Source organism: Paenibacillus spongiae, from assembly GCF_024734895.1.
GTDB lineage: Bacteria > Bacillota > Bacilli > Paenibacillales > Paenibacillaceae > Paenibacillus_Z > Paenibacillus_Z spongiae.
Genome location: NZ_CP091430.1, coordinates 5,346,399 through 5,370,817 on the forward strand (window position 1 = coordinate 5,346,399; position 24,419 = coordinate 5,370,817).

Sequence of the window (24,419 nt, forward strand, 5' to 3'; positions counted from 1 at the left end):
CTGGTCCGAAGTTCAGCAGTTTCTGGTTTCAACGACAGGCGCACGGGAGTGAAACCTAACTTTACTCGATTCATTTTACATTGGAGTGTTATCCCTATGAATCCGTTACGCAAGCATTTCGAAGCGAATTCGCCCTTTCCATTCGCATTCGTCTATAAAGACACCAAAAGCTCGCAAAGCGAGCTTCCCGATCATCTCCACGACTGGTACGAGCTAGTGTACGTTTATGGGGGCAAAGGTACTTTTTTCATCGATCAAACGTTCTACGACATGGAACCGGGCAATGTATTTCTCATCCCGGGCAACACGATCCACCGCGCTTTCCCTGACTATGTTCAGCCAATCACATCCACTGCGATATTCTTCGGTCCCGTTCTCTTGCAGAATACGTATCTGGGCGACGCGTTTTCCTTAATCGGATGCTTCGAGCATGCCAAGCGGAGCAAAACTTATAAAATCGAAACTCCGATATTGGAGCGGCAGCTGTTGGAGTCAGATATAGATACGATACACAGGGAAATGGCGGAAGCCCATCCGGGCTACCGCCACGCTGTACTGCTTCATGTCCAGCAGATACTTCTGCGGATAACCCGCTTGGTTGCGCCTGATGAAGAGCCGCGGCTCTCCGAGTCGACTATCGGGCCCCGCTGGATGAAGCAGCTGCTTGCAGAAATGGATAGCCAGCTCGACGGCAACCTGAGTCTTGCTTCGCTATCACGGCATGCCAGCGTCACGCCCGCCCATTTCTCCCGCGTCTTCAAGCAGCTGACCGGCATGAATGTAACCGAGTATGTGACGACCAAACGCATTATCCGCGCCAAAGAGCTGCTTCTCGAATCCGATGACAGCATTGCCATCGTAGCTGAGCGTTGCGGCTTCGAGAGCCTCCCGCATTTTCATCGGATGTTCAAGAAGATCGCCGGCCTGACACCCGCCGCCTACAAGAAAGGCGTTAAACCAAAGCATCCTTAACTCCCTTAAGCGCATAGCCTCCTTAGTTTCGGGTCTTAGGGTTGCCTTGGGATCTTTGGGATCTTTGGTTCTTTGGGCTCCTGGGTTCCCTAGGTCCCCTGGGTGCCTGGGTTCCCTGGGTTCCTGGGTTCCTGGGTTCCTGGGTTCCTGGGCTCCCTAGGATCCTCGAGCTCCCTGGGTTCCTTGGGTTCCTTGGGATCCTTGGTTCCCGGGTTCCTGGGCTCCTGGGCTCCTAGGCTCCTGGGTTCCTCGGTTCCTCGTTCCCTGGGTTCCCTAGGTTCCCTGGGCTCCTTGGGCTCTCCTTAAGCTCACTAGGTTTCTTGAGCTCCCAGGCCCCTTAGGTGTCTCGGACTCCCAGCCCTCACCCATCAAGCGCCGTAATTGACCTTGCCTTGCGAGTGCAGATACAGCTGCTCATAATAGCCATGCTGATTGAGCAGCTGCCGGTGCGTGCCCTCCTCGACGACTTCACCATGACGCATGACAAGAATGCGGTCGGCCTGCATGATCGTCGACAGCCGGTGCGCAATGACGAGCGTCGTCCGCCCTTCGGACACCACGTGCAGCGCCGATTGGATCAGCTGCTCGGTTTGCGAGTCGAGGTTGGCGGTCGCTTCGTCGAGTATAAGCACCTTGGGCTTGAATACGATAATTCTCGCGAACGAGATCAGCTGCCTCTCCCCCGCCGACAAACCGCTTCCACGCTCGGATAACAGGGTATCGTAACCGTCCTTCATCCGCTGGACGAGCGGATCCGCTCCGACGAATTTGCAGGCGCGGATCACTTCCTCCCTCGGAATGGATTCGTCGAACAAACGTACATTGTCGATAATGCTCCCCGAGTACAAATAAGGCTCCTGCTGAACGAGTCCAATGAGACGCTGCAGATCGGACTGCTCCATATCGCGAATGTCGCATCCATCGATGAGAACGCTTCCGGCCTGAACATCGTAGAACCGGCACAGCAGGCTGATCATCGTGCTCTTGCCCGCCCCGGTCGTGCCGACGACACCGATCATCTCCCCCGGCCGGATGTGCAGGTCGAGATCTTTAATAATCGGCATATTCGCTTCGTAGCCGAAGGTCACGCGGTTGAAATCGATGCGCCCCTTAATCTCGGGCAAGCTTATGGACTGCGGCTCGTCACTATTCTGTATTTCCGGAACGACCGAGAAGATCGACCAAATCCGCTGCACGGATACATTCGTCGATTGGAGCGTGTTCCACTGCTGAGTGATGGCATTTATCGGCTGGAAGAATAAGCGAATATACGTTATGAACGCATACAAGACGCCGAACTCCATATTTTTATTGAAAACCGCCATGCCCCCCAGCCAAGTAACGAAGGCGACGGACATATTGCCAAGCATATCGAATGAACGGTTAAACAGGACGTTCGTCCGTATTTCCCGCAGATTGGCGCGAAAATAGGAGCTGTTCCGGTTCGTAAACTGCTCCTGCTGCTCCTTCTCCTGATGGAACACTTGGATCAGGTTCATACCGGCCAAGTTCTCGGCAACGAAAGCGACAAGCCGGGACAGCTGCGTACGGGAGAGCTGGTACGTCTTACGCATATACGTGCGGAAGCTGATCGCTATGATGGCGATAATCGGGAGCAGAATCATACAGTATAAGGCCAGCGTCGCATCCAGGTGGAACATAAGCACGATAATAAAAATAAGCGTCAACCCATCGCGCACCACGCTTAACAGCACCTGGGTAAAAAATTGGCTCACCGTCTCGGTATCGCTCGATACATGCGTAATCAGGCTGCCTGTAGGAACGCGGTCAAAATAAGACATCGACAGCTTTGAAATATGCTCAAATAATTCTTTGCGTATTCGCGCGACAATGCTCTGCCCGGCATACTGCAGCAGATTGTTTTGCAAATAGCTGAACAGCAGGCCGGTGACGGAAAGGAAGAGAAAGATCCCGCTAATGCCAAGTATGGTGCCAAAATCGTTCTTCCCGACCATCAAATTGTCGTCGATCGCGATTTTCATTAAATACGGCTGCAATAAATCGGCGGCTATCGCGATTACGGCGCAGCATACCACCCAGAAGAAGGTGAGTCGATGCGGCTTGGCATACCCGGCGAGGATTCTGAATGCGGCTCCGTCCTTCACGTTCGGATTCGAACCTATGCCCGGGTCGTCCTTTGCTTGACCTTTCCTGCTCTTCTTACCGGCCGCCCGATCCTTCCCTATAACACTTGCTCTCCCGTCTTCCTTAGCTTGATTGTTCCCGGCTCTTCCGGGCGCCGGATTGTCGCCGGATCCCGATTCCGGTCTAGCGTCCCCCTTCGGCATATGAGCTCCCCTCCTCTTGTATGGAATGGAGCGTCCGGTAGATCCCCGGAACGGCGAGCAGCTCGCCATGTGTTCCACGCTGGACGATCCGCCCCTCATCTAGCACGATGATCTCGTCGGCATGCTTAAGGGCGCTGATGCGGTGCGCAATCAGCAGTGTTGTCTTGCCGCGGCGTTCTTTGCGGATGGTCTCGATGATGCTCGTCTCCGTCACGGCGTCGACAGCACTGACGCTGTCGTCCAGAATGAGAATCGGCGCATTCTTAATGAGCCCCCTCGCCAAACTCGTCCGTTGACGCTGGCCGCCCGATAACGTTATCCCCCGCTCGCCGAGCTTCGTCTCGAATTTCTCCGGGAACGATACAATACTTCCGTATATCTGCGCCTGCTTGGCCGCTCGCTCGACTTTGTCCATCGAAGAGTCCCTGCGGAAAAACGAGATATTATCCCGTATCGTCGTACTGAACAGAAAGCCGTCCTGGGGTACGTAACCGATCTGATTGCGCAAGCTCTCCAGCGTCATCTCACGGATATCCGTATGGCCGAACAGAACGGTATCGGACGGCGGATCGTAAACACGAAGCAGCAGCTTCACGAGCGTCGTCTTACCGCTGCCGGTCTTGCCAATGATGCCGATCGTGCTGCCAGGCGCAATATCCAGGTTGAGATCATGAAGCGTTTCCTTCGATGCGCCGGGATAAGTGAACGAGAGGTGTCGGATACGAATACCGGTGCTGTCCAAGGCAACGGCTTTCGCAAGCTCCGATTCCTGGATCTCGCCTTTCATGCCCAGCAGGTTGTTAAGACGTTCCATGGACGCCCTCGACCGCTGCATCGTATTGATGACGTTTCCAATTTGCTGCAGAGGGCCTACCATCATTCGGACATACAATGTAAGCGCTACAAATTGTCCGATCGACAGCTGCCCCTGTATCGCCAAATAACCGCCGAAAGCCAACGTGACGATAACGGATATCGCGCCAAGAAAAGGGATGATGGCCTGAAACAATGAGGATATCCGTACTAAGCTGAGCTGGTTGTCGCGAATCCGGTCCACCGTTTCGCCGAACCGCCGCCTCATGATCGGCTCTACGGCGAACTTCTTCGTAACCCGGATCCCGCCGAACTGTTCCTCCGCCGATTCGGTCATCTGTCCGAGCGACTCTTGGACGGTACGCGACCGCTGCTTGATGACCGGTCCGATTCGAATAACGATGAATGGGATTGCAATCAGCGGCAGCATGCAGACGGCAATCAACAAGGGTGGAATGGAGCTGATCAGCATCATGACGAGCGAGGATATAATGAGCATCGTAGCATTGGCGGTCTGGTTCACGCCGGCCGAGATCGATTCCCGGACAGCCGTGACGTCGTTCATCACGTAACTGAGCAGCTTGCCTACGCCATGCTTGGAATAATAGCTCTCCCCCAGTGTGGTAAAATGATCGAACAGCCGGTTCCGGGTGTAATATTCGAACCTTCTGCCAAGACGCATGATCAGATACTGGCCAACTCCGGCAAGCAGTCCGAAGCCTATTCCGACACCAAGCAGCAGCAGACTGTAATCAACTATCAGTCCTTTCGTCAATTGTTCCAGCTGAAGCTGGTCGGTAAAGCTGCCGATCAGCCTCGGGTAATACGACTGAATCACGTTCGCTACCATCGTTGACCCGACGGCCAGCGCATAAAAATGCCAGTTTGCTCTTAAATAATCGACAAGCAGTCTCTGTGACTTCAACGCGCAATCACTTCCCGTTTTTGACATTCAAGTATAAACAACTTTCCCGCCTGCAACGATATATTTCCATCTACTAACAGCTTAGCCCCAATAGAACGCATAAACAACCCCTTAGAAGCGACATCGGATACCAGAAATTCCGCCGTCATTCTAAGGGGTACGCAGTAAATCGCCGTATTATTCGCTCATAGAGCGTGAATGAATGACTTCCTGCATGACCTGAAGCGCATTCGTGACGGTCGGGAAACCGACGTAAGGGATGCACTGAATGGCGGCTTCGGTTATTTCATCCGCAGTCAGCCCTGCATTCAATGCCGTATTCGTATGCAGCCGCAGCTGTGGCAGCGCGCCCTGCGTAATCAGCGTCGTTAAGGTCACCAGCGCCTTCTGCTTCTTGTCCAGAACGGGACGGGAGTAGAAATCGCCGAACAGGCCGATTAAGATTTCGGCGAAATCGGGATGGAGCTTCCGCATCTGCTCATACGCCATCTGACCGTTTGCACCCATCATATCGTCCAATACTTCAAGCCCTTTACGGTGCCGGTGCGCCTGCATCCGGCTTTCTTCCTTCTCATGCTGCATGGATGATTCCTCCTTATCGTTTCATCGTTGGAGGCGTCTCCAGCGGGTCTACAATGATATCGATTACAGATGGATAAGAGCAGTTTAACGCTTCCTTCACCGCTTGGCGGATGTCCTCGGCCGTATAGCAGCGGTATCCGCGCGCGCCGAGCGCCTCTCCGAACATCGCGGCGTCAATCGGTTTCTTGTAGACGGCACCGATCGCCTTTCCCAAATACTTGACCATCCCTTTCTCCACCATGTCCAGCCGCCCATTGTTAATTACCACGAAGATCAGCGGCGCATTATAATTGACGGCCGTAGAAATTTCGGTGCCGTGCATAAGCATGCAGCCGTCGCCGGTCAAGCATACGATCGGCAGCTCGGGCCTTGCCAGCTTCGCGCCTACCGCATATCCGATCGCATGGCCCATAGCACCGAACAGACTATCGAAGATGAAGGTGCCCGCTTCATAGATGGAATAATCACGAATCGCATAGAACGTATGGCTTCCGCAGTCTCCGAACAGGACCGTATCCCTCGGCAGCTCAGACTGCAGAGCTCGAATGGCATCGCCGGTTGCGATAAAAGGCCCCTTGGAATCGGAGGGAGCCACATAGGGAACGCGTACGGATAAAGGCGTCTGCTCCTGCCGCTGCTCATTCACCGGCCGGTTGAGCATTCCCCTTAAATTCGCCTTGATGTCGCCCAACACAGACAGAGTCGGGCAGGTGAAGGTTTTGCCGATGAACATCGGATCGTAATCGAACTGGATGACGGCGCCTGGCAGCATGGTCTTCATATTGAAGCCCGATAGCGTCATATCGCTAAGCTTGGTGCCGAGCACCAGCATCAGATCGACGCCATCCTCCAGGTACTTGTCGGCATGCGGCGTTCCCCCGAGACCGAGCCCGCCCAGCGAGAGCCGATGACCGGTCGGGAACGTCCCCTTAGCGCTGGTGGTCGTCATGACCGGGATGTCCCACCGCTCGGCAACCTCCTGCAGCTCTGCATAAGCATGTGCGCTATGTACGCCTTTGCCGGCGAGAATGACCGGCCGCTCCGCCGCTTCGATCGCTTGGACGACTTCCTCCAAATTATTCGACCACATCAGCGGGGCTTGCGGTATATCGATATCGAATGAAGGAATGCGTTCCATGAATACATCGAACGGTATGGACAAGTGCACTGGCCCCCTCACGCCGATAAAGGCGCTGTCCAGCGCATGCCTCAAATAGATTTCCAGCAGCTCCGCTCTCTCCAGCCGCATGCTGAATTTGGTAACGGGCTCAAGCACTTTTACAATATCCGTCCCGAAGGCCGATGCATCCTGACCCAGCCCGACTCCCGTCCCTGCCATGGTTGGATGACCCGTAATAATGAGAATCGGCAGGTTGGAAGCTTTCGCCTGCGCAGCCGCGGTTACAAGATTCGTTCCTCCCGGACCGGATGTGCCGAGACACACCCCCAGCGTCTTTCTCCCCCAGGCGTAGCCGGCGGCTTCGAATCCGGCTGCCCCTTCGTGGCCGCTCAGTACAAATTCAATGCCCAACTGATCGGCTGCCTGGATGATCGGCAGAATTGCTTTTCCGGGAACGCCGAACATATGGGATACATTCCATTTCTTAAAATGCTTAGCCAGCAAGGCTGCGACACTCTCCACGGGGACAACTCCTCTCTGTTTTTAAGAATCGCATCGTGAAAAAAACATGCCGTATGACCAACCTGTCAGAACAGCAATACCACTTCCTCGGGCGGCAACGGTTTGCTGAAATAGAAGCCCTGCACTTCATCGCATTGATGCGCCTGTAAAAACTCGAATTGCTCTTTGCTTTCGACCCCTTCCGCAATGACGAGCAATCCGAGACGATGCGCCATTAAGATGATCGATCCGACGATATCCGCATCGTTGCTGTCCGTCATGATATCGCGTACGAACGACTGATCGATTTTTAACCGGTGCAGCCCGAACCGTTTGAGATGATTAAGCGAGCTGTAGCCCGTCCCGAAGTCGTCCATGGCGATCTGAACGCCAAGCTCGCGAAGCTGCTTCAAGGTCTCGACGGTCTTGGCCACATCCATCGTCATCGTCTCCGTGATTTCCAGCTCCAAGTACTTCGGATCCAGCTTCGTTTCCGACAGGATGTTATTAATCGCATCGATCATATCATTCTTCATGAATTGAACGGCCGATAGATTAATAGAGACGCGGACCGGCGGATACCCTTCGTCCTGCCAGGCTTTGTTCTGGCGGCAGGCTTCCTTAAGCACCCATTCGCCCAGAGGGAGAATGAGTCCCGTCTCCTCGGCAACGGGGATAAACCGGCTTGGCGGTATAGCGCCCATCGTCGGACTGTTCCATCGAAGCAATGCTTCAATGCCGATAAGCTTTCCGGTCTTTATTTGAATCTGAGGCTGATAATGAAGCGTGAACTGATCCGACTCAAGCGCCTTGCGCATCGCCGTCTCCAGCGCAAGCTGCTCGTTCGTCAAATTCCGCATATGCGGATGGAATACGGTAATCTTGTTCTTGCCGCTCGATTTGGCCTGGTACATCGCGCTGTCCGCATGAATCATCAGCGTTTCGATATCTTCCCCATGGGCCGGGTAGACCGCAATTCCCAGGCTGGCCGACACGTGGAAGTCGCTCCCGCCTACGATGAACGGCTTGTCGAACGACTTCAGAATGCCATCTGCGATACCCAGCATCTCTTCCTCGTCCTTCAATCCCTTAAGCAAGAACATAAACTCGTCGCCGCCCATTCGTGCGACGACATCTTGATCCGGAATCGAAGATTTCAGCCTTGCCGCCACCTGCTTCAGCAGACGGTCGCCTTCCGTATGCCCCAGCGAGTCATTCACGACCTTGAAGCGGTCCATATCCAGAAAAACAATCGCCAGCTGATCATTAGACGCCCGCCCGCTGTGGCCCATCTCGGCTTGTGCCGCATGGATGAACATTCGCCTGTTCGGCAGCGATGTCAGCTCGTCATGATACGCCATATAGTTGATTTTCGCTTCCGCTTCGTATCGCTCGGTTATATCCCGGAATTGGCCGAAGGCGCCGATGACACAGCCGCTCTCGTCTACGATGGGGTTGGCATCGAACAAGCCCACAAGATTGTAATCCTCGAGGCGAACTTCCACATCTTCATAACGCATGCCCGAGCGAAGAACTTCTTGAAAGTAATGACCCAGATAGGGGAGGCGGTACGCAGAATGGCCGATCAATTCCAAGCGGCTAAGACCGAAATTCGTGGCAGCGGGACCGTTCAGCTCCGTAATGATCCCGTCCATGTCCGTCAGGATGGCGGCATTCTTCTTCGTTTCCATGATGATTTGATTGAAGATGTGGAGCCGCTTATTCTGTCTCCTTAGCATGAGCTCGCGTTCTATCGAATCCACCGTCGTCTGCAGCATGCAGATGAACAGCGGATTATGCTGGTGCACCGTGGTCATGATGGCGATCGATCCGATAATCCGCTCATCTTCGGAATACTTGAACGGAACGGAATAACAGGATGATCCGTGAAAAATATCGTGATAATGATCCTCGCCGATCAGTTGAATCGGGGACCGGTGACGCAGCGACAAGCTGACGACATTCGTCCCTGTAATCTCTTCCGAAAACCCTACGCCGACCTTGAAACCGACCTCGTCCATCATGCTCTTGATGTTCTCGTCACCGGCGATCTGCAGGATGGTCGCATCGCGGTCGCATACCGCTACCAGCAGAGGCATATGTTCGGGTATGGATTCCAACAGCTTGTCCATGAAATATTGTGTAACGGCCAGTATTTCCTCGTACTTGGCCAGCTTGGATTGCAGCTCCTCGGAGGAGAATTGATTAAACATAGGCATGACATCCGCTTGTATATTATTTTTTTTACACAGTTCATGTGACTCGGTTATATAGCTGGGTTTTTCTTTTGATGTCATACCGGCGTCTCCTCGCTTTCCCTCTATAAGCCTTATTCCCGGCCTTCCCACAATAAACAGGGAATAAACTGTGTTTGTATCATTATAAAATTAATCCGTCAATTATTAAACCGAATTACCACAAATTTCTTTCATTTATATTACAATGGTTCAGTTTATTATAATCGCTGCTTTATGAATTAGCTCGTAAAAATTTTACAAATCATCACTCACACAAAGTTTCCCGGTCCGCTGCAATTGAATAAGACCTCTGACAATAAATGTCAAAGGCCGAATAGATACGATACGTGACTAACCTTACTTTACATAGAAGCGGGCCGTCTCCTCCCAGATCTCGCCCGGCGCCAAGCTGAACAATCCAGCTTCCTCAGCCGGTTGAGCTGTATTCGGAGCATTGACCAGATTGATTTGCGGTTCCGGACAGAAGAAGCCCTCAGTCGCAAAATTGTTCCAGATCATCCACTGCTTGTAGGAGGTTCCCACGTCATAAACGAGCGTAATGCCCAGCTCGGTATCGGTCAGCTCCATCCGGTTCCGGCCGTTCTGGGTGACAGCTGTGTAATGATTATCCATCTCTTCAAAGAACGGATAAACCCCTTCTCCCCGAAGCAGCTCTTCCTCCGCTTTAAGAGGCTGATGCTTGCCCGTAGGCAGCATGCGCTCGCTCATCTCCCAGCGCTGCCCGATCGTCAGCTTGACGCGGTAATCCTTCGCCGATCCGTTCGGTGCAAACGGCGCGTTAACCGAAGTATGGAAGGCCAGCAGACATGGCATCTCGTCCTGCCCGTTATTCCGGACGAATACGCGCTGGGACAGGCCGTCGGCGCTTAGCGTATAAGTCAGCCTTAGGGTAAAAAGATGCGGTAAATAAGCGTAAACGGCGTGCTCTTCATTCACGGTCAGTGAAACGGTTACATAGCTGCCGGTATTCGTATGGCCAAACTCTTCCACTTTCCACGGCGTATCGGACACGAATCCATGAAGGTGGTTTCCCCTGTCCGGCTCGTTCACCGGGAATTGATACGTCTTTCCTTTCCACGGAAATTTCCCGTCTTCATAGCGGTTAGGCGGGAACAGCACCGGAATGCCATGAATAATCGGTCTGGCTTTGAAGGAAGGCATTTCCTCTTCCGTTGGCTCATGCAGAAAACGATAGCCATTCTCCACGTCGCGGAATGCGATAAGATTGCCGCCAATTTCAGGCAAAATAGCCGCTTCATAGGAACCTGCCGTCAGCCAAATGGCCTTTTCACCCTGATATGTACCTTCATAAGCAGAAAATTGTCTCACTTTGTCATCTCCTACTTCCATTTTTTCATACTATTAGATTATCATATAAAGAGGACAATAGAGAAGATAGCTTCGTTTGCCTATACAGGTTTTTTTAGAAGCAATACGCGATGCCGGAGGAACCTTATGTTTTTGAAATTGTTAATTTCCGTGTCCTTGCTGTTCACGCTAACCCTGGATCCGACAGATGGCGACCCTGCGCCCGAATGGACGAATTATGAGCTCGTGGCACACGGACTCGGAGAAATCGATTCCTATACGTATACGAATACGCTGGAGGCTTTCGAGCTGAATTACGGGAAGGGACACCGCTTGTTCGAGGTCGACCTGCAGCTGACGTCCGACAACTATTTAATATCCCGCCATGATTGGGAGCCCTATCTGTACAAGCGGTTCGAGCAAGAGGCGCCGCCCGAAGGCTTGGAGGGCAAGCCGTTGACGCGCGAGGCGATCAAATCGCTCAAGGTGCATAAGTCGTACCAGATTCTCGATTTCGAAGAACTGTTAGGGCTATTGAAGAAATATCCAGACGTCTATTTTATTACCGACACGAAAGACATGGATTCGAAGCTTGTCGAGAAGCAGTTCCAAGCGATGATAACGGCAGCCGGCGAGGATCTCTCCCTGCTGCAGAGGGTGATTCCCCAGGTTTACAACCAAAACATGTATCATCAGGTAGACGCGATGTTCCAGTTCCCTTCGTATATTTATACGCTGTATATGTCACCGGACACTCAGAAGCAGGTGCTCTCCTTCGTGAAGGACAACTCCCGCATCGATGCGGTAACGATGCCGGAGACGCTTGCGAAGTCTTATTTTTTGAAGCAGTTGAAACGGGCCGGCGTCAAAACCTATGTCCATACGATTAACGATACGAACAAGATGCATGATTATTTACGCCAAGGCACTTATGGATTTTATACCGATTCGATTACGTATGACGAATTTGAGACGGTTCGCATTGAACCGGCCAAGAGCTTGAACGTATGGCAGGCAGCCTTGAAAAATATTTTCCTTCTGCCGATCGTACGCCCGATTATGGATTTACTGTAACGAGCGGTGTCATATGAAGCGAAAAGAGCGCGGACACAAGCACATGCGAGCGGTCCACGCTCTTTTCTTATCGTGCTTACAGCATCACTTTCCGGCCTGTTCTGGCGCTTTCCACAGCACCGAATACCATTGCGACGCTTTGGATGTTGTCCGTGCAATCGGTCTCTGCCGGTCTTCCCGATTCAAGCGCGGCAAACATTTCGTCCAGACAGCCGTAATGCCCTTCCCGTCCATCCCAGACATCGGTCACCTTCATCTTCTTCATCGCGCGAATAAACTCCGGCGTCTTGCTGTCATCCACAACCTCGCATATCGGCTCGTTAGCCCCATCCCACATGACCGAGCCTTGGCTGCCATTGATGCGCCAATCCGCTTCCCACGTTGTATTCAGTCCTTCCGCACACCAGGAACCCCTGTACGTAAATACGGAGCCGTCGCTCATTTCGAAGATGCAGACAGCGGATGCATTCCCTTTGTACCAGGACCCCGGGGGATTAAACTCGTGGCAATAGACCGATACCGGATCGGCGCCGCTGATGAACCGGGCTTGATCGAAGGTATGGATCGCCATATCGACGATGAGCGGGCTATCCATGATGTCGCGAAACCCGCCGAAATGAGCGCCTATGAAAAAATCGGCATGTACCGAGCCGATCGTTCCGATCGTTCCGGAAGCCAGAAAGTCGCGAAGCGGGCGAATCCGTTTCAAATAACGGCGATTCTGCATTACCGAATATCGCTTGCCGCTCTGCTCTGCCGTTCTGACGATCTCCCGGGCATCCTGAAGCGATTCCGCCATCGGCTTCTCGCCGAATACATTGCAGCCGGCTTCCAGCGCGGTCGTTACGATTTGCTTATGGCTGGCCGGAACGGTCACGTCGAACACAAGGTTGGCATTCGTCTCTTCAATCGCTTTCTGCAGCTCCGTAAACGTAGGGACCTGCAGTCCCCTTCTTTCGGCCATTGCTATGGCGCTTTCCTCGAATATATCGACAAGTCCAACGATCTCTGCATTTTCCCGCTGCGCTGCGTAGTCTAGCCAGACGTTCGACATCGACCCGCAGCCGGCAACGATGATGCGATGTTTATTCATATGCATGCTCCCTTCCATTCTAAGCCCGGCTGGAACATGCCCGATTAGGCATGAAGCACCTGCCGAGCTATTCACTCTATCGTATAAAACAGGTAACATGTATACTAGAATCAAAATTACGACTTATTCATACAATCTTACGATTCAGATCCTATGTTTACGTTTACTAACGTACAATCAGGAATAACCGCGATAGAATTGTATGATACGAAAGGACAAGAGATGACGGTCAGTCCATTGAAGGAAAATACGTTCATCCCCGATCAGGCGTTTCCGATTAACGTTTTTTTCGTTGGCGGCATTCATTTGCACTGGCATGATCACATGGAATGGATTTTCGTCAAGTCCGGCAGGACCCGTATTCAAATTGATGCGGATTACGAGCAGCTACATCAAGGGGAGCTTGCATTCGTCAACTCCAAGCAGCTGCACGGCGCCACGAGCCTTGAGCCGGACACGGAGCTGGTCTGCATCGTGTTCAATGAAGCGCTCGTACGCGGAAGCGGCCTGGATATTACGGAGCATCATTATTTTCTGCCTTATCTGCAGCAGCGGTTGAAATGGCCGAGGACGATGAAGAAGACGGATCCGTTCATCGAACAAATCAATGAATCGTTCTCCCGTCTGTTGTCGGAGTTTGAACGGAAGGCCCCCGGTTACGAGCTTCTCGTGAAAGCCGAGCTTCTCCGGGTGTTCGGCTTGTTCTTCCGCTATGCGAAGCAGTATGCGAACACGTCCGGTTCGCGCGTTCACAGAGGCCATGATCTCTCGCAGCTGCTGCATGTGCTTCGCAGCCGGTATATGGACTCATTCAGCGTAAGTGAAGCGGCACGGATGGTGAATGTAAGCCCCAATCACTTCTGCCGGGTATTTAAACAGGTGACCGGCAAGACGCTGATCGAATATTTGCATCTGCTGCGGATCAATGAAGCCGAGCGGCTGCTGCTGGAAACCGATCTGCCGGTGACGGAAATCGCGGGCAATGTCGGCTTCTCCAACATGACCTACTTCGGCCGGATCTTTAAAAAGATGAAAGCCGCCACACCTTCCGAAATTCGCAAGAGGGTCTGAGGGGGATGAGTGTTGGTTGGCGGGCGATCTGAAGGGCTTGGCTGACGCTTGTGGCCCGTTTACGCTCGCTTCCCCGTGATTTCGATCCGCTGTAACGCCCTAAAACGGACTTACAGCCTGCTTCTTCCCTCGCCCTTTGCCTGTAACGCTGTTTTTGGGCCTTACAGCGCGGAACCAGCCGATCCGCGCATGAACGGGTCGGCTAGCGTTGTCTGCTTCACGCCCGTGCCCAAGGAAAGCCGGCATCAGTTGTCCGTTACCGAGGGACGCAGCGGGTCCCAATACGACAAACGGCTGCACAGTTCAACATTGAACCGTGCAGCCGTTGACATGCAGTCGGCCGACCGCCGTCAGGCAGTTATCGCGCCGCGTATTTGGAGTACCTAGGGACACCTTGCACATCGCCGCTCGCTTATCGAGCCAAGCCGTATGCCGCCATAAGCCGCTTCTAACCGGCGAAGCCGTAGCGCTTCAGCCACAAGCCGCAAACGGTTGTCCAATTGGCAACATGCTCGTCATGCTCGGCCAGTCCGAGACCATGCTGACCTTTCTCGTACACGTGAAGATCGAACGGAACGCCAGACTTCCGCAGCGCGGAGGCAAAGAGGAGACAGTTCTCGACCGGCACGGCTTCATCGTCCGACGTATGCCATAGAAATGCCGGCGGCGTATCCGCCGTCACCTGCAGCTCGTTGCTGAGCAGCTTGATCATCCGCTCCTCCGGAGCGGGTCCGAGCAGGTTGTGCACCGAGCCTTGATGCGTATATGGCGGCTGCATCGTAATGACCGGATAACAGAGGGCCATCAGATCCGGACGGCAGGATTGCCGGTCGATCGGGTCGGCTGCATTCGGCAGCCCCAGATCGTAATGGGTTCCCACGGTCGCACACAGATGGCCGCCTGCGGAGAACCCGAGCACGCCCACTTTGCCCGGATCGATTCCCCACTCCTCTGCGCGATGACGGACATACCGGATCGCCCGTTGAACATCCGTCAGCGCACTTGGGAACCGGTAGGGCTCCACGCGATAGCGCAGCACGAATGCATGGATCCCAAGACGGTTCAGCCACTTTGCGATCGGTTCTCCTTCATGATCCGCCCGCATGCCGTAGCCGCCTCCGGGACAGACGATTACCGCTCCGGGACCGCCCGACTGGGCCAAGTAGGGCGTAATCGCCGGACGGTCCTCGTCGCCCGCTCCTTCTGCAAATGGAGCTCCTTCAGGCCAAAGCTCGATTAAGGCGTTCTCAGATCCAGCCATCGTATTTCCTCCTGGGACAGTTGAATATGCGTCGCTTCTAGACAAGACTTCATCTCGGCTTCATTCCGCGGGCCGATAATGGCCGCTGTCGGGAACGACTGATTGAGCACATAGGCAAGCGCGATCTGAATCGTTGAAGCACCCTTCTCTTTACCCAATTTCTCGGCGCGGTAATAACGCTCCCAGTTGGCGTCATTGTAGAACACGCGTACCAAATCGGCGTCGGAGTGATCGTCCGGCGTGAAGCGGCCGGTGAAGAATCCGCGGGCTTGCGAGGACCAGGAGAAGATCGGCAGCCCTGAACGCTCGTGCCAAGCAAGCGCCACATCATCCACACTCACGCAATCGGCCCAGTAAGGCTCTTTCGCTTTGGCAAGGCTCAGGTTGGGACTGCTGAAGTCGAAGCCCCGCAGACCATGCTCGGCTGCATAGCGGTTCGATTCTTCAAGACGCTCCGTGGACCAGTTGGATCCGCCGAAGGCAAGAATCCGGCCCGCTTCCACATGCTCGTTCAGCCATTCCAGAATCGCGCCGACCGGTACATTCACATCATCGCGATGGAGCGCGTAGACGTCGATATAATCCGTACGAAGCCGTTCCAAACTGATCTTCAGCTCTTCCTCGATGGCTGCCTTGGACATGCGGGAGCCGTTATGGTCGGGATGAGCGCCTTTCGTCCAGACATTGAAGCGGTCGCGGTTCTTCCGGTCTTCCATCCACATGCCGATCGCCTGCTCGCTCTTGCCTCCGCCGTAGATAAACCCGCTATCGACCGTGTTGCCCCCGATTGCCGTAAACGCATCCATATTCGTACATACCAGCTCGTACACGTCCGGAGAGAAATAATCCGACCCCATGATCAGGCGGGATACGCCCTGCTTCAACCCTGGCAAATCAATCGTCTTCATCTTCTGTTGTCCCCCTTCTATAGTTCAACGCGTTTACGCGTTTCGGCTGATTCCAAACAAGCGTCGATGATTCTCATATTGGCCACTGCATCCTCCGGCGCGAACCTTGCTGGCTGCTCGCCCCATACGACACGGGCAAAGTTATCCGCTTGCAGCGCATATTGATTCAGTGCCGGCTGCTGCTCTTCCCGCCTGCCGTCCCTCGTATGGACAACAAAGCTCGCGTCGCCGATAAAGGCCGAAGGCACTTCAATCCGTCCTTCCGTACCGAGCACCTCCAGCGTATTGCGGAACGCCGCCCACATCCCGCAATCGAACGTAAGCGCGACGCTTCCCGGAAACTCAACCACACCCGATGCCATCATATCGACGTAGTCATGCTCCGGAGACAACAGGGCATGCACGGTTGCCGCTTCAGGCTCGGCGTCCAGCAGCAGGCGAGCCGCGGAGAGCGGATAGCAGCCGACATCATAGATCGAACCGCCGCCCCATTCCTTGCGATAGCGCACATTCTTGCTGTCACCCGCATTGTTGAACGTGAATGTACTATGAATGCCGCGAAGCTCGCCAATCTCCCCAGACTGGATAATTTCCTTTATGCGGTCATAGCGCGGATGGAACCGGTACATGAACGCTTCTGCCAGATGTACGCCTGCTTTCTTGCTGACATCCGCCATCTTCTGCGCCTCTGCCGCGTTAAGCGCGATCGGCTTCTCGCAGAGGACGTGCTTGCCCGCTTCCATCGCACGAATGCTCCATTCCATATGCAGATGGTTCGGCAGCGGGATATATATAGCATCAATATCGGAATCCTGTAGAATCTCTTCATAGCTTCCATAGGCTTTGGGAATATCGAGTTTAGCCGCCGTCTGCTGCGCTTTCTCCAGACCGCGGCTGGCAATGGCGGTTACCTCGCCTGTTTCGGATTGTTTGATGCCCGGAATTACGGAGCCTACCGCAATACCGGCACAGCCGATTACTCCCCAACGTAGTTTCTTACTCACTTCTGATGCACCTGCTTTCCTAGATTTGGCCTCATTATAGTTCAAGTTGGACATGAAATGATATACAACATTTTCGCTTTTGCATATCAAAAAAGTGTCGTCTGCCCGTAATCTCGGCAAATCGATTCAGCCAATAAAAACAGCCGCTCTCTCGTTAGAAAGAACGGCTGCGGGCCTGCGCAGGAGCATCTATTCGCCCATATCCTTAACACTGCGCCGATCCGCATGCTTGCCCTTATTCCGGGGCGAAGCGGCAAAAGGCGCATATAGAATAAGAAAGAGGACCAATGCAACGGCCTCAAGCGACAGCAAATACCAGGGATAAGGTCCAAGAATATCCAGAAGAGACGCCGTATCCGGTTTTCTCGCCAGAAACATGTAGTTCCCGCCGGTGATAAAATTAATGAGCGAGACGATAACGAGCAGCACATTCAGAAAGCACATCGTCAGAAGGATCGATTTCCACGTTGGACGGAACCCTTCCACCCACACCATGTAGAGGACAGCCAGAATGATGGCAATATGGGCTGCGAAAAATTCAATAAACCGAAAATGCGGATACCCATAATATAGCGCTGGCGTCAGAAGTGCCTGAATCGCTCCGCCAATTCCCGCAAAGTATGCGATTTGAAAGGCGATCCGGCTTCTGAACAGCAGCATGAAGATGCATAGGTACAAGGATATGCTGCATAACTCAAGCGGCAGCGTATCTTTTGGACTATAAACGTCATTGGCCATATACCAGAGATTAAGAGCGGCTTCGGAGAGAACAAGAACCGCAGCCAGGACATATCGGCCATACCGGCTTCTACGTCCCCGGCGAAGCCATTGACGGGAAAGATACAGCAGGATGATCAATCCTGCGAAGCCGGCAAGAACGGCAATGTGGGAAGGCGAATAAGCCTTGAACACAGCCTCAGTATGAATACCGAACCAACTGTCCATAAGATCCCTCCGCGTTTGAAAGGCTGCTCTTGCTCAGTCGATATATCGCTAACCAATCACGGTAAGCTCTTTCGGGAAAGACGTCAGCACTTCAACGCCGTCCTCGGTTACGATCACATCATCCTCGATACGCACACCGCCCAGTCCTGCCACATAGACGCCCGGTTCAATGGTGAACGCCATGCCTGCTGCAAGCCGTTCCTCATTCTGTCCATGTACGGACGGATATTCATGCACATCGAGTCCAAGCCCATGGCCAAGCCGATGCATGAAGTATTCGCCATAGCCTCTGGATGCGATCGTATCCCGTGCAGCGCGGTCCAAGCTTGCGAGCGTCACGCCCGGACGCACCGCTTCAATTGCCTTCCGGTTAGCGGCAAGCACCGTCTCATAAATATCCTTCAGCTTATCGTCAATATCGCCGACTGCGAACGTTCGCGTAATATCCGAAGCATATCCATCCAGATAAACGCCAAGATCGAATAGAAGCAGTTCCCCGTTCTGCACTTTCCGGTCGCCCGGTATGCCATGCGGCAGTGCCGATTTCTCGCCTGCCAGCACCATCGTGTCGAACGAAGGACCGTCGGCGCCCAGCTTCTTCATCCGGTAATCCAGCTCCGCGACCAGATCCAGCTCGCTGACGCCCGGTCGTACGTGTGCGATCCCGGCTTGCAGCACATCTTCGATCATCCGCACCGCTCTTCGCATAACGATTATTTCTTCGGTCGACTTAATGACGCGCATTGCTCGCAGCGCCTCGTCAATATCGGCGTATTCCCGCGCGCCGCAGGCAGCCGTAAGCGCTTCGAAGCGGCTCACCGTCAGGTGGCTCTTCTCGAGCCCGAACTTACCTATTGTGCGGGGCAGCAGCTTGCTTAGCACTTCGTACGGATTATCGGTATCCGAGTGCGTATGGATATGAGGAATATGATTGGCCGCCGCCTGTGCCGCTTCCAGATCGATCGCAGGAACGAGCAGGAACGGCGATTCCCCCTTCACCAGAACAAGGCCAAGAAAACGCTCATGCGGTTCGCTCCGAAATCCTGTCAAATAGAAGATATGGGCCGGCAGCGTGACCAGCAGCGCGTCCATCGATTGGTCGTTCATATATTCATACAAAGCTTGTATGCGAGGTTGCATAAGTACACCATCCCGTTTCATTCTCTTATCGCTTATATGTTCACTGCCAACATTATAGCACATAAGCCATGAAATCCGTTGTATCCGGCAAAGCATGGAGCCTCACCTTATCCGCATCCTTGACGGGATATCCGCCAAAGACGAAAAACCCGGAATCGCTTCCGGGCTGATGGGTTCAAATAACCGCGTTCATTCGTATCCTTGATAAAGTGGAAGCGGAGCTTGTCACAACCTCGCACAGTAACCAGGGCGCGGCGTTGCGCTGGATGACGGCAGTCGGTCAACGTCCCGTCCCCCTCTGCACGCTTACAAGGCAGGATCCAGAATGATCTTTCCATGATGAACGCGGCCGGATACAAGCTCCGCGAAGGCATTGCCGCCTTCGGACAGCGGCCTGATTTCCGTCCAGCCTTCCTCCGTGACTCGTCCGCTAACAAGCAGCGCCACCGCATCGCTGAAATCCTCGCGGGTGTAACAGAACGAACCGAGGATCGTGATTTCTTGCCGTGTCAGATGGTTCATCGGCAGCGACGTATCGTCGATGCCGAGGCCGATATTCATAAGCGTGCCGCCCGAATTCAACAGCCGAACCGCCGTATCCCGCGTATCCTGGAACCCGGCCGCATCAATAACGACGTCTACGCCCTCGCCCCCGAACAGCTCTAAGGCCTTCGAACGGATATCCTCCGCTGCCGAATTGATAACCTCGCCAAGCGCGAGACGCTTCGTCATGGCCAGTCGATCCGGATTGCGGTCGACGATCGCGATCTTGGAGGCACCCAATATTCGGGCAGACATGGCGCACAATAGTCCGATTCCTCCGGCGCCGAACACAAGGACATTCGGCAAGGAATGTCCCGCCATCGCCCGTTTCGTCGCGCGAAGCGAGCAGGCCAGCGGCTCGGACAGCGCGGCCCGGAACGGGCTTATCGAGTCCGGAACAGGGACGACGGCCTGCGCCGGAACGGATACCAGCTCGCCGAATGCGCCTGACCGGTGAATGCCGATAATATTGCGCTTTTCGCACAGCTGAGTCAGTCCCTTCATGCAGGAACGGCATTGTCCGCAGAAGAGAAGCGGATTGACGACGACCTTCTGACCGGCCCGCAAGCCGGATACTTCGGATCCCATACCGACGATTTCTCCGCAAAATTCATGTCCCATAACCAATGGGGGAATCCGAAGGCTGTTATGTCCCAAATACCCTTCGATTTCGGACCCGCATATGCCAACTGCCTTTACTTGAATTAATACTTCGCTTGGCAGCGGAACCGGATCCGGCCGCGGCTCCCACTGCATCGTCTCATTCGCTACCCATACCAATGCGTTCATGTTTATTCCCCTTCCGTATGGCGCCTTGCCCATAACCGCTATATTCGTCTGCGGCGGCTTCAATGGCCGCCTGCTGCAGCTGGTTCGTGATATGGCGGCAGTTCAGCCGCTTCTCGATCAAATCCTGAACGGTGTAATAATAATGATTGCTTGCTTCGAACCCGATTCTTGAATCCCGCTTCAACAGCTCCATCAGCTGCATGGCGTGATCGGCTTCCTCTTGGGCGATCGCCATCAGCTTCCTTCCGGCCTCAAGCCGGGTGCCCGGCCTTCTCGCCTTAAGATAGCGGTTCCGGCTTATGACGAAGGTGATTTGGGAATAGGTGCTTCTAAAATGCAGATAAGCCGCCGAAGCCGCATTCATCAGATCATCGAATTCCCGCTCCGTGCCGGGCAGAAGATTCTTTCTGGCCCGTTCCAGCCGATGAAGCCCCTTCTTCCATCCGCTGGACAGCTTCTTGAACTGCTTCGCAAAGACGGCCTCCGGGTAGAAGCTTCTCCATGCTGGCAGATCGTCGTAGGGACAGCCGATCATCGTCGCCGCGTAGCCGGTTGGCTGCATGTACAGCAGATTGGCAGGACCGTAATTTTGCGGTGCAAAATAGACGGTATTGATGCCGAACGGAAACTCGCGGAACGCGCTGCTGAACGCATCGGAAGCTTCCGCGATCGCCTTCCCGGCTCTGCGGCCGAATTTGCCGGCCAGCAGCTCTTCGATTCCGGCCTTCGATTCCGAATCCGATTCCCAATAATATTCGGAAGCCATCTCCAAATTGATCGACGGATATCCGCCCAGCGTCCAGCTCAGCATTAATCCCGAGACGCCCGACTCGTTCAGACGGCCCAGGTGCTCCTCAATAAGCTGAAAGACGGGCAGAAACGGCACGGCGGAGCACTCCCACGTATTGTTGAACTGTACCTTGGCCGCTGTCCGCAGACCCCGCGATTGCGCCAGCCGCCAGCTTCGCAGCGCCTTCTCGCCCGGACCGACGACCGATATGGAATAGTCGATAACCTCTCCCTTCACGCCGCCGACATTCGTCGGAATGGCCTCTTCGCTGTTGCACATGACCGTAACGTTCTCGGGCAGCTGTTCGATAATCGATGGAATATCCTCATACGCCCACCCCCAAGCCCAACAAATAATGCGTGCCGACGGCTGCGCGCGATGCGCTCCTTCCGCGATGACACGGTTCACTTCTGCGACTACGTCGCTTCGGGTTCTCTTGCTGCAGCGGGGACAATTCGTCAGACCTCCGGGCGCTCTGGAGTAACAATTCGTCAAGTTCTCCGACATTGTTATCGTGAACATACCGGCAAGGCCAGGAACCTCGCGGAATAGCCGTGAAACCCCATTCCGCAGCAGTTCCAGAACACCCGGGCTTGAGGTGCACATCGACGCATGGCCGTCTTCGATATGTCCCTTCCAATCGGGCTGGCTTTCATAGAAGGACAGCGGCATGGATCTCGGCTCGTTGCAGTACAAGTAGACGCCGATTCCGAAGCGTGCCGCCCGTTCTACGAGTGCGCGCAGACTGGCGAGCCGTCTCTCCCAGCCGGCCGATAATTCCGGCGCATCCTCCCACGGGACAAGGCTGTACAGGACACTCTGCAGCCAGACGCCATTAATGCCTGCATCCGAGAGGCGCTCAAGCAGATCATCCGGAAACGGATTCAATTCCGGCTCAAGGAGCGGATCGCCATATACGGCGCTGTACGAGTAAATGTAGCGGAACTGCATTCTGGGCGCGCGCCTGAATTCGCCTTTCAACACATAGGGGGCGCCGCGTTTGCGCATCTGCTGCTCCAGCCATTGCAGACCCCGCATGATGCCAGGTTCGGCGCCAGCGTGAATGGTAATTGCCCGATCCGCAGCCGAAATCGTATGGGTCTCGTCGGCGGCAACCGTTCCTCCTTCATCGATGACGATCTCAAGAACAGCGCCTTCTGGATCCGGCGGAGAGGAGGAGGCAGAAGAGACATGAATTCTCCACTTCGCCCCCCAGGCCGACTCATGCCTCAAGACGAATCGTTCAACCATCGATTCCAGAATCGGATGATCGTCAGGAATTACAATCGTCCAAGGGATATCCATCTGAATTCCGCCTAGCTCCGGCATCCGTTCCGGTTTGCTGCGGCGTGCCGTTTCTTTCTTATAACGATGCAGAAAATCGAACGGCCGCTCGGCAGCTTCCGATCCGGCAGCGCCCTCCTGGGAGGCAGAACCATATTCAGAAACTATTTCGCTTATATAAGCCGTCTGAGCCCGTTCCTCAGGAGTCAGCGGCCTGTAAATCACCGGCTCGGCCCAAGGCTTGCTGCTTCCCAGCTTGATCCATAGAAAGTCATCCTCTTTCAACGTGAAAGCCAGCTTCTCCTCCGTCCATCCAAGCAGCTGAAGAAGCTGCTCATATGGCAGCAAATGCCAATTGGCCCGAATGATTGTGATATACCCCCGCTCAAGCCACTTGGCATCCTTAACCTGCGATTCGCCAAGCCCCAGCCCGGCGGCAGCTTCAACGATTTCCTCTTCCGTCGCCTTCATCACATCGGCGATCCGCGACGGCGGGACCATTCCCCAATTGCGCCATATGACGGCCTGCATGCGTGTCGGAAAGTGCGGAAAAGACAGGGCCGGGCGCCCTTGCTCCGTTTGCAGTTCGAGTACCATTCCGTAAAGCCTCCATTGCGGCCGATAAGGATCAGAGCCCGCTCCTGGCATCGGCCGTTATCGATTCGAATCCATAGCCTGATATTACGCGCGCTTGCGAATCGCTAAGATGCAGGGGGCTGCGCGCTCAGCACGATATCGCGTCCTGACGCGCAGGAAGCTGCGATCGCGTCGGCGACTTCGATGCCATGAACGGCATCGGCAAACGACACGACGTCCGGCGATTCGCCCCGTGCGATGCAGCGGCATATGTAGGTCAGCTGCTCGCGCAAGCTCCCGATGGATTGTCCATGCAGCGTCGTGTGGATATTCATATCCGGCGAGAATCTTCCGGCGCTGCTCCAAAATTGCAGGCCGGTATTGCTTGTCTCGAATTGCGCGGTTCCATGCGTGCCGATGACCTCGATCGCATCCGCAATCTCAATGCCCGCCGCGTTAGGCGTCATCCAATTGCTGTGCAGCACAGCAAGCGTGCCGTTCTCGAACTCCAGGTTCGCCCACAGCACTTCGGGAGCTGCAGCTCCGGATACGCTTCTTCCGTAGGCTCTGACGCTCTTGACGCGGCTCCCGGCGTACCAGATGGCCAGATCCAAGTCGTGAATCATCAGCTCGTATACGGTGTGCGTACGCTGGAACGTCTCGAAGAGAAACTGTTCGCGGGCACGCTTCATGTACATGCTGACCGGCCGGCCGATCCGTTCCGTCCCGATTGCTGCCTTAATCGCCGCATAACGGGGGTCAAAGCGCAGCAGATGCCCGGGAATGAGCAGCCGGCCGCTCTCCGCCGCAGCCGCCTGCATCGCTCTGGCTTCACCAGGGTCTATCGCGACCGGCTTCTCTACCAGAACATGCTTCCCGGATCGAAGCGCTTTCACGGTCGGATCCAGATGGGCGTGTTCAATCGTCACCACGCTGATCAGATCGAGGTCGTCCCGCTGCAGCAATTCATCGGCATTCAAGTAACGATGCTCGATTCCGTATTCCCTGCCGGCTATCTCCAGACGCTCCTCCGAGCTGTCGCAGACGGCCACGACTTCCGCTTGCGCAAGTGAGCTATAGGCTTCAAGATGGCACATCCCCCATCTGCCCAAGCCGATGATTCCGACTCTTGCTTTGTTCATCTGTACGCGCT

At 54.4% G+C, this 24,419-nt stretch carries 19 protein-coding genes; 4 read left to right on the top strand and 15 right to left on the bottom strand.

Annotated features, from left to right (window positions below):
* Positions 1–96 precede the first annotated feature (96 nt).
* A complete protein-coding gene (locus L1F29_RS24250) occupies positions 97–972 on the top strand; it encodes an AraC family transcriptional regulator (RefSeq protein ID WP_258384608.1) in 876 nt (291 codons plus the stop codon).
* A 368-nt stretch (positions 973–1,340) separates the two neighbouring features.
* On the opposite strand, the gene L1F29_RS24255 is transcribed toward L1F29_RS24250, so the two are convergent.
* The 6 genes from L1F29_RS24255 to L1F29_RS24280 form a co-directional block, all read right to left on the bottom strand.
* A complete protein-coding gene (locus tag L1F29_RS24255) occupies positions 1,341–3,281 on the bottom strand; it encodes an ABC transporter ATP-binding protein (protein ID WP_258384609.1) in 1,941 nt (646 codons plus the stop codon).
* On the bottom strand, positions 3,262–5,019 hold the full coding sequence (locus tag L1F29_RS24260; protein WP_258384610.1) for an ABC transporter ATP-binding protein: 1,758 nt from the start codon (positions 5,017–5,019) through the stop codon (positions 3,262–3,264). The genes L1F29_RS24255 and L1F29_RS24260 overlap by 20 nt, the downstream gene beginning before the upstream one ends.
* A 177-nt stretch (positions 5,020–5,196) precedes the next feature.
* Positions 5,197–5,601: a carboxymuconolactone decarboxylase family protein gene (locus L1F29_RS24265; protein ID WP_258384611.1), complete on the bottom strand. Its 405-nt coding sequence runs from the start codon at positions 5,599–5,601 to the stop codon at positions 5,197–5,199.
* Positions 5,602–5,614: 13 nt separating this feature from the next.
* Positions 5,615–7,243 carry a thiamine pyrophosphate-binding protein gene (locus L1F29_RS24270; RefSeq protein WP_258384612.1) on the bottom strand — a complete coding sequence of 543 codons (1,629 nt, stop codon included), beginning with the start codon at positions 7,241–7,243 and terminating at the stop codon, positions 5,615–5,617.
* 65 nt (positions 7,244–7,308) lie between these two features.
* Positions 7,309–9,435, bottom strand: a complete 2,127-nt coding sequence (locus L1F29_RS24275) for an EAL domain-containing protein (RefSeq protein ID WP_258384613.1) — start codon at positions 9,433–9,435, stop codon at positions 7,309–7,311.
* Positions 9,436–9,816: 381 nt separating this feature from the next.
* Positions 9,817–10,809 (bottom strand): aldose 1-epimerase, encoded by a 993-nt coding sequence (locus L1F29_RS24280; protein ID WP_258384614.1) that lies wholly within the window; start codon positions 10,807–10,809, stop codon positions 9,817–9,819.
* A gap of 126 nt (positions 10,810–10,935) precedes the next feature.
* Between L1F29_RS24280 and L1F29_RS24285 the strand changes: the two genes are divergently transcribed.
* Positions 10,936–11,862, top strand: a complete 927-nt coding sequence (locus tag L1F29_RS24285) for a phosphatidylinositol-specific phospholipase C/glycerophosphodiester phosphodiesterase family protein (RefSeq protein WP_258384615.1) — start codon at positions 10,936–10,938, stop codon at positions 11,860–11,862.
* Between the two features lie 76 nt (positions 11,863–11,938).
* On the opposite strand, the gene L1F29_RS24290 is transcribed toward L1F29_RS24285, so the two are convergent.
* The gene (locus L1F29_RS24290) at positions 11,939–12,955 is read right to left on the bottom strand and encodes a Gfo/Idh/MocA family protein (RefSeq protein ID WP_258384616.1); all 1,017 of its coding nucleotides are present in this window, start codon (positions 12,953–12,955) and stop codon (positions 11,939–11,941) included.
* A gap of 198 nt (positions 12,956–13,153) precedes the next feature.
* Between L1F29_RS24290 and L1F29_RS24295 the strand changes: the two genes are divergently transcribed.
* Together L1F29_RS24295 and L1F29_RS24300 are read left to right on the top strand one after the other, a co-directional pair.
* Positions 13,154–14,026 (top strand): AraC family transcriptional regulator, encoded by an 873-nt coding sequence (locus tag L1F29_RS24295; RefSeq protein ID WP_258384617.1) that lies wholly within the window; start codon positions 13,154–13,156, stop codon positions 14,024–14,026.
* A 189-nt stretch (positions 14,027–14,215) separates the two neighbouring features.
* Positions 14,216–14,413: a hypothetical protein gene (locus L1F29_RS24300; protein ID WP_258384618.1), complete on the top strand. Its 198-nt coding sequence runs from the start codon at positions 14,216–14,218 to the stop codon at positions 14,411–14,413.
* A 61-nt stretch (positions 14,414–14,474) separates the two neighbouring features.
* On the opposite strand, the gene L1F29_RS24305 is transcribed toward L1F29_RS24300, so the two are convergent.
* From L1F29_RS24305 to L1F29_RS24340, 8 genes are all read right to left on the bottom strand, one after another.
* Complete coding sequence (locus L1F29_RS24305) at positions 14,475–15,287, bottom strand: alpha/beta hydrolase (RefSeq protein WP_258384619.1); 813 nt, start codon at positions 15,285–15,287, stop codon at positions 14,475–14,477.
* Positions 15,263–16,195 carry an aldo/keto reductase gene (locus L1F29_RS24310; RefSeq protein WP_258384620.1) on the bottom strand — a complete coding sequence of 311 codons (933 nt, stop codon included), beginning with the start codon at positions 16,193–16,195 and terminating at the stop codon, positions 15,263–15,265. The genes L1F29_RS24305 and L1F29_RS24310 overlap by 25 nt, the downstream gene beginning before the upstream one ends.
* 17 nt (positions 16,196–16,212) lie before the next feature.
* Positions 16,213–17,199 carry a Gfo/Idh/MocA family protein gene (locus L1F29_RS24315; protein WP_258384621.1) on the bottom strand — a complete coding sequence of 329 codons (987 nt, stop codon included), beginning with the start codon at positions 17,197–17,199 and terminating at the stop codon, positions 16,213–16,215.
* Positions 17,200–17,388: 189 nt separating this feature from the next.
* Positions 17,389–18,144 (bottom strand): YwaF family protein, encoded by a 756-nt coding sequence (locus tag L1F29_RS24320; protein WP_258384622.1) that lies wholly within the window; start codon positions 18,142–18,144, stop codon positions 17,389–17,391.
* Between the two features lie 48 nt (positions 18,145–18,192).
* The gene (locus L1F29_RS24325; protein ID WP_258384623.1) at positions 18,193–19,284 is read right to left on the bottom strand and encodes a M24 family metallopeptidase; all 1,092 of its coding nucleotides are present in this window, start codon (positions 19,282–19,284) and stop codon (positions 18,193–18,195) included.
* A 306-nt stretch (positions 19,285–19,590) separates the two neighbouring features.
* Positions 19,591–20,616, bottom strand: a complete 1,026-nt coding sequence (locus L1F29_RS24330; RefSeq protein WP_258384624.1) for a zinc-dependent alcohol dehydrogenase — start codon at positions 20,614–20,616, stop codon at positions 19,591–19,593.
* The gene (locus L1F29_RS24335) at positions 20,588–23,287 is read right to left on the bottom strand and encodes a hypothetical protein (RefSeq protein ID WP_258384625.1); all 2,700 of its coding nucleotides are present in this window, start codon (positions 23,285–23,287) and stop codon (positions 20,588–20,590) included. The genes L1F29_RS24330 and L1F29_RS24335 overlap by 29 nt, the downstream gene beginning before the upstream one ends.
* A gap of 104 nt (positions 23,288–23,391) precedes the next feature.
* Complete coding sequence (locus L1F29_RS24340) at positions 23,392–24,408, bottom strand: Gfo/Idh/MocA family protein (RefSeq protein WP_258384626.1); 1,017 nt, start codon at positions 24,406–24,408, stop codon at positions 23,392–23,394.
* Positions 24,409–24,419: the final 11 nt, after the last annotated feature.